The following is an 8,353-nucleotide window of genomic DNA, read 5'->3' on the forward strand; positions in this document are numbered from 1 at the left end:
CGGCGAGGCGGTGAACCCGGATATTTCACCAGGCCGGCCCGAATCGTGACCGACGCTTGAGTAATGACATGATTGAGGACGTAGGCGCTAAAGTACGAATTAACCGTCGGCCTGCACGGGCGCTGGCGGCCGAGTTGCGGCCATTTTGTGCATGTCCGTCTTGCCAATAGGCTGGCTATTGGCTGCGACGGCCGAGCCCAAACTGGCTCGCAACTCGACTCGCCATCATCCCGTGCCCCGATGAAATATCCGGGTTAACCCGCTCGCCGAACACGCCAACCGGAGCGCAGGCGAACCGGGTAGACTCCGGGCTCCTGCACGCTGATCGAACAATGTCATCGCCCTCCGGGATTGAACGTACGCTCGAGGCGGATCGAGCCGCGGAGCATCACTACGCCTCCGAGGCGGGAGACGCCGAATCGGTCGCCTGGAGCGCGTTCGTAGCGGCACGCTCGGCCGATCAGTTCTTCGCCAGTTGGCTCGCCATCCTCTGCGCGCAAGTCGAGCAGGTGCTGGGCGCGCTGCTGTTGACGCGTTCGGAGCACGAGAACACGTATGTGCCGGCCGCCATCTGGCCCGATCCGGCCCGCGACATGGCCTACCTTGCCCCGACCGCGCAGCGCGCGCTGGCGGAGCGCCAGGGCATCGTCGAGCCGATCCAGATCGAAGCGGAGCGGCGGCTGCGCGGCGCCCGGGTCGCCTACCCGATCGAAGTCGCCGGCGGCCTGCATGGCGCCGTCGTGCTCGACCTCGGCTCGCGGCCCGATGCCGAGCTGCAACAAGCGCTGCGGCTGATCCACTGGGGCGCGGCCTGGCTGGTCGATCTCTACCGGCAGCGCGATTATGAGCAGCGCCAGGCGACGCTCGACCGGCTTGCGCTCGCCACCGAGCTGGTTGCGACGGCCGTGCAGGAGAATCGCTTTCGCGCCGCCGCGCTGGCGGTCGCCAACGATCTCGCGCGCCGCCTCGACTGCGAGCGCGTCACCATCGGCGCCGAGCGTCGCGGCGAGTGCCGGGTGCTCGCCATCTCGCATACCGCGACCTTCGATGCCAAGTCGAACCTGGCCCGCCGCATCGGCGAGGCCATGGACGAAGTGCTCGATCTCGGCACGGCGTTCGTGCACCCGGCGCCCGGCGACGACGCCTTGCTCGGCGCGGCGCATGCCACGCTGGCGCAGGATGCCGGCGACATCGCCATCGTCTCCACGCCGCTGGCGGCCCACGGCCACGATTGGGGCGTGCTGATGCTCGAGCGCACCCAGGGCGAGGCGTTCGATGCGCCCACGGTCGAGCTGGTGCGCACGCTCGGCCTGCTGCTGGGGCCGGTGCTCGATCTGAAGCGCGAGAACGAGCGCAGCATTCCGCGGCGCGCATGGGACGGCGCCGCCGCCGGCACGCGCGCACTGTTCGGGCCGCGTCATCCGGGCTGGAAGCTGCTCGGCGCGCTCGCTCTGGCCGTGGTGCTTTTCCTGTCCTTCGCCGACGGCGAGCACCGGGTCGCGGCCAAGACCGTGGTCGAGGGCGCGGTGCAGCGCGCGGCGGTCGCGCCCTTCGAGGGCTATATCGCCGAGAGCCCGGTGCGCGCGGGCGACGTGGTCAAGGCCGGCGCGTTGCTCGCGCGCCTGGACGATCGCGATCTCCTGCTGGAGAAGATGCGTTGGGAGGCCGAGCGCGAGCAGCATTTGCGCAAATATCGCCAGGCGCTCGCCACCCGCGATCGGCCGAGCATGAACGTGCTGAGCGCGCAGGTGAACCAGGCCGAGGCGCAGCTCGAGCTGATCGAAGAAAGGCTGTCGCGCTCGCGCATCGTCGCGCCGTTCGACGGCGTCGTGGTGAGCGGAGATCTGAGCCAGCTGCTCGGCACGCCGGTCGAGCAGGGCAAGGTGCTGTTCGAGATCGCGCCGCTCGATGCCTATCGCGTCATCCTCCAGGTGGACGAGCGCGACATCGCCCACGTCGAGGTCGGGCAGAAAGGCGAGCTCGCGCTCTCCGGTATTCCGGGCAGCCGCATGCCGTTCTCGGTGGCCAGGGTCACGCCGGTGTCGAGCTCGGAGGATGGACGCAACTACTTCCGCGTCGAGGCGCAGGCCGACATCGCGAGCGAGCGGCTGCGCCCGGGCATGGAAGGCGTGGGCAAGATCTCGATCGGCGAGCGGCGGCGCATCTGGATCTGGACCCATCACCTGGTCGACTGGCTGCGGCTCGCGTTCTGGACCTGGATGCCCTAAGCCTAGCCTATGGCCGGCCCGCTGCTGAGCGCTTCCTGGTACCGCGTCGCAGGCTTGAAGCCGCGCATGCGCAGCCACGCGCGCATGCAGCGCCACCGCTATCGCAGCCAGGTCTGGTTCGTCCTGCAGGACCCCGCCTCGGGGCGGGCGCACCGCTTCACGCCGGCTGCGCGTCTGGTCATCAACGGCATGGACGGCAACCGCACGGTCGGGAGCCTGTGGGAAGCATCGAACCGGCGCCTCGGCGACGCCGCACCGACGCAGGACGAGCTCATCCATCTGCTCGGCCAGCTGCATGCCTCCGACCTGCTTCAGTGCGACGTATCTCCCGATGTAGCCGAGCTGTTCGACCGTGCCCAGCGCCACGACCGCGCGCGCACGCGCAGGGCGATCGGCAATCCCATGGCGGTCAAGCTGCCGCTGGTCGATCCCGACCGCCTGCTCGATCGCCTGCTGCCGCTCGTGCGTCCGTTCTGGGGCTGGCCGGCGATGCTGCTGTGGCTCGTCGTGGTCGTACCCGCGCTCATCCTGGTGGCGCCCAACTGGAGCGAGCTCACCGACGGCGTCGCCGACCGGGTGTTCGCGGTCGACAATCTGCTGATGATCTGGTTGCTGTTCCCGCTCATCAAGGCGCTGCACGAGCTCGGTCACGGCATCGCGGCCAAGGCGGGCGGGGGCGAAGTGCACGACATGGGCGTCATGCTGCTGGTGCTGATGCCCGTGCCTTATGTCGATGCATCGAGCGCCAGCGTGTTCCGCTCCAAGTACGAGCGCGCGGTGGTGGGCGCGGCCGGCATGATGGTGGAGCTCGGTCTGGCCGCGATCGCGTTCTACGTCTGGCTGCTGGCGGAGCCGGGAATGGTGCGCGCGATCGCCTTCAACGTGATCCTGATCGCGGGCGTCTCGACCGTGATCTTCAACGGCAATCCGCTGCTGCGCTACGACGCCTACTACATCCTCGCCGATCTGATCGAGATCCCGAACCTCGCCACCCGTTCGATGCGCTACCTCGGGTATCTGTTCGAGCGCTACCTGTTCGGCGCCCACGACGTGGAAGCGCCCGACGCGACTCCCGGGGAGAAGGCCTGGTTCGTGTTCTACGGCATCGCTTCGTTCCTCTACCGCATCGTCGTGGTGGTCGCGATCATTCTCTTCATCGCCGGCGAGTTCTTTGTCATCGGCGTGATCCTTGCGATCTGGGCGGTGATCGCGATGGGCCTGGTGCCGATCGGCAAGACCGTGCACCACCTGGCGACGAGCCCGCGGCTTGCGCGCCATCGAAACCGGGTCGCGGTCGTGAGCATCGGCGGGCTTGCGCTTCTGGGCGCGTTCATCGCGTTCGTGCCGATGCCGTTCCGCTCCCAGACCGAGGGCGTGATCTGGCTACCGGAGCAGCAGATGGTCCGCGCCGGGGCGAACGGGTTCCTCGCGCGCTACCTGGTCGAGCCGGGGCGCACGGTGCGCGCGGGCGATGCGCTGATCGAAAGCATGGACCCGGCACTCACCTCCGAGATCCGGGTGGCCGAGGCGCGGGTGGCGCAACTCGAGGCGCAATACGCGCTGCACTTCGTGACCGATCGGGTGCAGGCGCAGATCACCCGCGAGCAGCTCGAGCGCGAGGAGGCCGCGCTTGCGCGCGCCCGCGAACGCGGCGCGGATCTGATCGCGCGCGCCCAATCCTCGGGCGTATTCACCGTGCCGCGCGAGGTGGATCAGCCAGGGCGGTTTTTCCGCAAGGGCGAGCTCATCGCCTATGTGATCGAGCCGGCGCAGCCGCATGCACGCGTGATCGTTGCGCAAAGCGACGTCGACCTCGTGCGGCTCGCGACCAACGAGGTCGAGATCCGCGCCAGCGACCGGATCGAGCAAGTCATGCAGGCGAAGATCGTGCGCCAGATCCCGGGCGGCGCCGAGGAGCTGCCGAGCAAGGCGCTTTCGCCCGAAGGCGGCGGCACCGTGCCGGTCGATCCGCGCGACCCCAAGGGCGTCAAGACCATCGAGCGGGTATTCCAGCTGGAGCTCGAGCTGGAAGCGCCGGCCAGCGCGCTCTATGGCGGGCGGGTTTACGTTCGCTTCGACCACGTACCCGAGCCGCTGGGCCGACAGTGGTATCGCAGCCTGCGGCGGCTCTTCCTCACCCGCTTCAATGTATAGGGTGCGGATATGACGCGGGCAGCGCTACTGCGCGCCGATGCCGAGCTGGCCGCGGCGCGCGCCTATCCCGAACGCGCGGAGCACGAGCCCAAGTGGCACGACCGCGTCGCGGACTGGCTGGTGAGCCGGGTGGCGCGGCCGCTTGCGCGCACGCTGGTCGATCCGTCGCAACGGCTGGCGCGCATCGTGCCGTATGCCGCCGAGCACGAAGCCGAGCTGCGCACGGCCTCCGACGAGGCCTTGCAGGGCGTGGCGGCCGAGCTGCGCCGCCGGCTGCGGCGCGAGGGATTCGCGCTCGAGGCGGTCGGACGCGCCTTCGCCCTGGTGCGCGAAATCGGGCAGCGCCGCATCGGCCAGCGCCACTTCGACGTGCAGCTCATGGGCGGCTGGGGCCTGCTGCAAGGCCGCCTGGTGGAGATGGAGACGGGCGAGGGCAAGACGCTGACCGCGACGCTTCCGGCGTCGACCGCCGCGCTCGCGGGCGTGCCGGTGCACGTCATCACGGTGAACGACTACCTCGCGCGCCGCGACGCCGCGGCGATGGGTCCCGTATACGAGTTCCTCGGGCTGACGGTCGGGGTCGTGGTGCAGGACATGGCGCCGGATGCACGCCGCGCCGCCTATGCCTGCGACATCACGTATTGCACCAACAAGGATCTCGCCTTCGACTACCTGCGCGACCGGGTCGCGCTCGGCACCGCCGGCAGCGCGGCGCATCTCGCGCTGGAGCGCTTGCGCGGCGGCGGCCGCGCCAGCCGCGTGGTGCTGCGCGGCCTGCACTTCGGCATCGTGGACGAGGCCGACAGCGTGTTCGTCGACGAGGCGCGCACGCCCTTGATCCTGTCCGCCGCCAAAGGCGACGACGCCGAGGCCGAGCTCTGCGGCCAGGCGCTCGAGCTCGCAGGCAGCTTCAACGAAGGCGAGGACTACGCGATCGACCGCCGCAACCGCATCGTCGATCTCAAAGAGGCGGGCAAGGATCGCCTGCGCGCATGGAGCGAGGACAAGCACGGCGCGTGGACATCGTCGCGCGCGCGTGAAGAGCTGCTGCGCCAGGCGCTTTCGGCTTTGCACCTGTTCGTACGCGACCAGCATTACGTCGTGACCGACGGCAAGGTGCAGATCGTGGACGAGTTCACCGGACGCATCATGGCCGACCGTTCCTGGGAGCGCGGGCTGCACCAGATGATCGAGTCGAAGGAAGCGGTCGAGCTGACCACACGCCGCGACACGCTCGCCCGCATCACCTACCAGCGCCTGTTCCGGCGCTACCTGCGTCTGGCCGGCATGACCGGCACCGCGCGCGAAGTCGCACCCGAGATCTGGTCGATCTTTCGTCTCGACGTGGTCAAGGTTCCGCTCAATCGGCCGAACCGACGCAGCCACTTGCCGGGGCGCCTGTTCGCCACCGCCGCGCAGAAGTGGCAGGCCGTAGCCGACCTGGCCGAACGGGTCGCGCGCGACCAGGGCCGGGCGGTGCTGATCGGTACCCGCTCGGTGCGCGCCTCGGAAGAGCTGGCGCAGGTGCTTGCGGCGCGCGGCCTCGAGCATGCGCTGCTCAACGCCAAGCAGGACAGCGAAGAGGCGGAGATCGTCGCGCGTGCCGGCACTCCGGGACGCATCACCGTCGCGACCAACATGGCGGGACGCGGCACCGACATCCGCTTGCCCGCCGAGGTGGTCGAGCGCGGCGGGTTGCAGGTCATCCTCACCGAGTGCCACGAGTCGGCGCGCATCGACCGCCAGCTCGCCGGCCGCTGCGCGCGCCAGGGCGATCCGGGAAGTTGCGCGGCACTGGTGGCGGTTGACGACGAGCTCTTCCGCACCCACGCGCCCTGGCTCACGCGCTTCGCGGCCAATTGCGGCGACACGTTCGGCCGTTCGCGCTGGATGCTGAGGCTGCTGCGGCTCGGCGCGCAAGCCGCCGCCGAGAAGCACAACGCGCGCATACGCCGTGACAATCTGAGGCTGGACCGGCGCCTGGAGAAGACGCTCGCGTTCTCCGGGCAGCACGAGTAGACGCGATACACAGGTGGTGGTGATGGGTGTATGCGTTTCGCGCGTCCGGGCGCAGAATGATGGCGTGCCGGCCTGCAGTCACAGCGGGCAGACCGGTTCGGTCGTCACGAGCGAAAAGGGGGAAGCAGCGTGAAATTCTCGGTGAGCCACTTGTGCGATGCGCATTTCGAACCACGCGGCCTGCGGTCGTTCTTCGAGTACCGCGATCTCGGCATCCGCGAAGCGACCGACGGCAAGGTTCTCGCGCATGTCATTCGCGCCAAGCCCGGTGCCAGCGGGGTGACCGGCGCACATTTCCACAAGCTCGATTTCCAGATGTTCTACGTTGTCCGGGGCTGGATCGAGTTCGACTACCAGGGGGTGGGCCGCGTGCGCGCCGAGGCGGGCAGCTGCGTGCACCAGCCTCCAGGCATCGAGCACGACGAGATCGCACATTCGGACGACCTGGAGCTGATCGAGATCACCTTGCCGGCGGAGTTCGAGACGGTAGAGGTCGAATCCTCGCGCTAGTGGGGTTTGCGCACACGAACACGAGCGACGGAGGAGCAGTCAATGGATATCGGACGCATCCATGAAGCCATCATGGTGTTGACCGAACTGACCGCGGCTATCGAGAAATTGCCTGCGGACGAGAGGGAAACGGCCGGGTTGCGGATGGCGTTCGATCGAGTCCGCGACAACCTCGAGCGCCTGGCGCAGCACTACGCCCAGCTTTGCAGCTTCCCCGATGCCCTGTGGGTTACGGCAATGGAGGGAGGATCGCCGTCCGCCGAGGCATCCGCCGAAACGGCGCAGCTTCTGAAGTGGCTGGCCGACAACGAAAAGGAATGACCTGCGCCCAGGCGAGCCGCAGTCTACAATGGGCATCTCCCCTTGCCCGCCTTTCGGCACCGATGACCGATCTCAGCATCCGCAGCGCTCCAGCTGACCCGACGTCCGCCCGGCGATTGCGTTTCGTCACCGCGGCGAGCCTGTTCGACGGTCACGACGCCTCGATCAACATCGTGCGCCGCATGCTGCAGGCAGCCGGCGCCGAGGTGATCCACCTCGGCCACAATCGCTCCGTCGAGGAGATCGTTACCGCCGCGGTGCAGGAAGACGTGCACGCGATCGCCGTGAGCTCCTACCAGGGCGGCCACGTCGAGTTCTTCGGCTATGCGCTCGATCTGCTGCGCGCCCGCGGCGCGGGCCACATCAAGGTGTTCGGCGGCGGGGGCGGCGTCATCATCCCGGCCGAGATCGAAGCGCTGCATGCCCGTGGCGTCGCGCGCATCTATTCGCCCGAGGACGGCGCGCGCATGGGCCTCGAGGGCATGATCGACGACATGCTGGCGCTTGCGGCCGAGGTGTGCCCGGGGTCGATCCCCGGCGGTCTCGAAGCGCTTTTTCGCGGCGAGCAGGGCGCGGTTGCGCGCGCGATCACGCTGATCGAATCGGGCGCGTTGGCGGACGACACGCGTACGGTCGTCGCGCAGCGCGCCGCGGTCAACCGCGCGCCGGTGCTCGGCATCACTGGGACCGGCGGCGCCGGCAAGTCCTCGCTCACCGACGAGCTCGTGCGGCGCTTTCGCGTCGATTACGGCGATACGCTCGCCATCGCGCTGATCGCCATCGATCCGTCGCGGCGCCGCACCGGCGGCGCGCTGCTGGGCGATCGCATCCGCATGAACGCCATCGACGGCCCACGCGTGTTCATGCGCTCGCTCGCCACCCGCCATTCGGGCGCCGAGGTCGCGCGCTGTCTGCCGGGCGCCATCGAAGTGTGCCGCGCGGCGGGCGCCGACCTCGTGATCGTCGAGACTTCGGGCATCGGCCAGGGCGATGCGGGAATCGTCTCGCATGCCGATGTGTCGCTGTACGTCATGACGCCCGAGTACGGTGCGGCCAGCCAGCTCGAGAAGATCGAGATGCTCGATGCCGCCGACGTGGTGGCCATCAACAAGTTCGACCGG

General features: G+C 68.8%; 6 protein-coding genes. All 6 read left to right on the top strand.

The genetic code is table 11. From position 1 onward, the window contains the following. The first annotated feature begins 332 nt into the window (after positions 1–332). Positions 333–2,228: an HlyD family efflux transporter periplasmic adaptor subunit gene (locus GEV05_29315; GenBank protein MPZ47391.1), complete on the top strand. Its 1,896-nt coding sequence runs from the start codon at positions 333–335 to the stop codon at positions 2,226–2,228. A gap of 9 nt (positions 2,229–2,237) precedes the next feature. After that, a complete protein-coding gene (locus GEV05_29320) occupies positions 2,238–4,382 on the top strand; it encodes a hypothetical protein (GenBank protein ID MPZ47392.1) in 2,145 nt (714 codons plus the stop codon). Between the two features lie 9 nt (positions 4,383–4,391). After that, positions 4,392–6,401 (top strand): prepilin peptidase, encoded by a 2,010-nt coding sequence (locus tag GEV05_29325; protein MPZ47393.1) that lies wholly within the window; start codon positions 4,392–4,394, stop codon positions 6,399–6,401. 129 nt (positions 6,402–6,530) lie between these two features. After that, a complete protein-coding gene (locus GEV05_29330) occupies positions 6,531–6,911 on the top strand; it encodes a cupin domain-containing protein (GenBank protein ID MPZ47394.1) in 381 nt (126 codons plus the stop codon). A gap of 42 nt (positions 6,912–6,953) precedes the next feature. Then, positions 6,954–7,232: a hypothetical protein gene (locus tag GEV05_29335; GenBank protein ID MPZ47395.1), complete on the top strand. Its 279-nt coding sequence runs from the start codon at positions 6,954–6,956 to the stop codon at positions 7,230–7,232. A gap of 62 nt (positions 7,233–7,294) precedes the next feature. Then, positions 7,295–8,353 (top strand): methylmalonyl-CoA mutase (locus GEV05_29340; GenBank protein MPZ47396.1); only part of this gene is annotated, 1,059 nt, incomplete at its 3' end.

Source organism: Betaproteobacteria bacterium (assembly GCA_009377585.1).
GTDB lineage: Bacteria > Pseudomonadota > Gammaproteobacteria > Burkholderiales > WYBJ01 > WYBJ01.

Bases quoted from the DNA above. Each gene is read 5' to 3' on its own strand.
- GEV05_29315 (MPZ47391.1), top strand. From the start codon at position 333: ATGTCATCGCCCTCCGGGATTGAACGTACGCTCGAGGCGGATCGAGCC.
- GEV05_29320 (MPZ47392.1), top strand. From the start codon at position 2,238: ATGGCCGGCCCGCTGCTGAGCGCTTCCTGGTACCGCGTCGCAGGCTTG.
- GEV05_29325 (MPZ47393.1), top strand. From the start codon at position 4,392: ATGACGCGGGCAGCGCTACTGCGCGCCGATGCCGAGCTGGCCGCGGCG.
- GEV05_29335 (MPZ47395.1), top strand. From the start codon at position 6,954: ATGGATATCGGACGCATCCATGAAGCCATCATGGTGTTGACCGAACTG.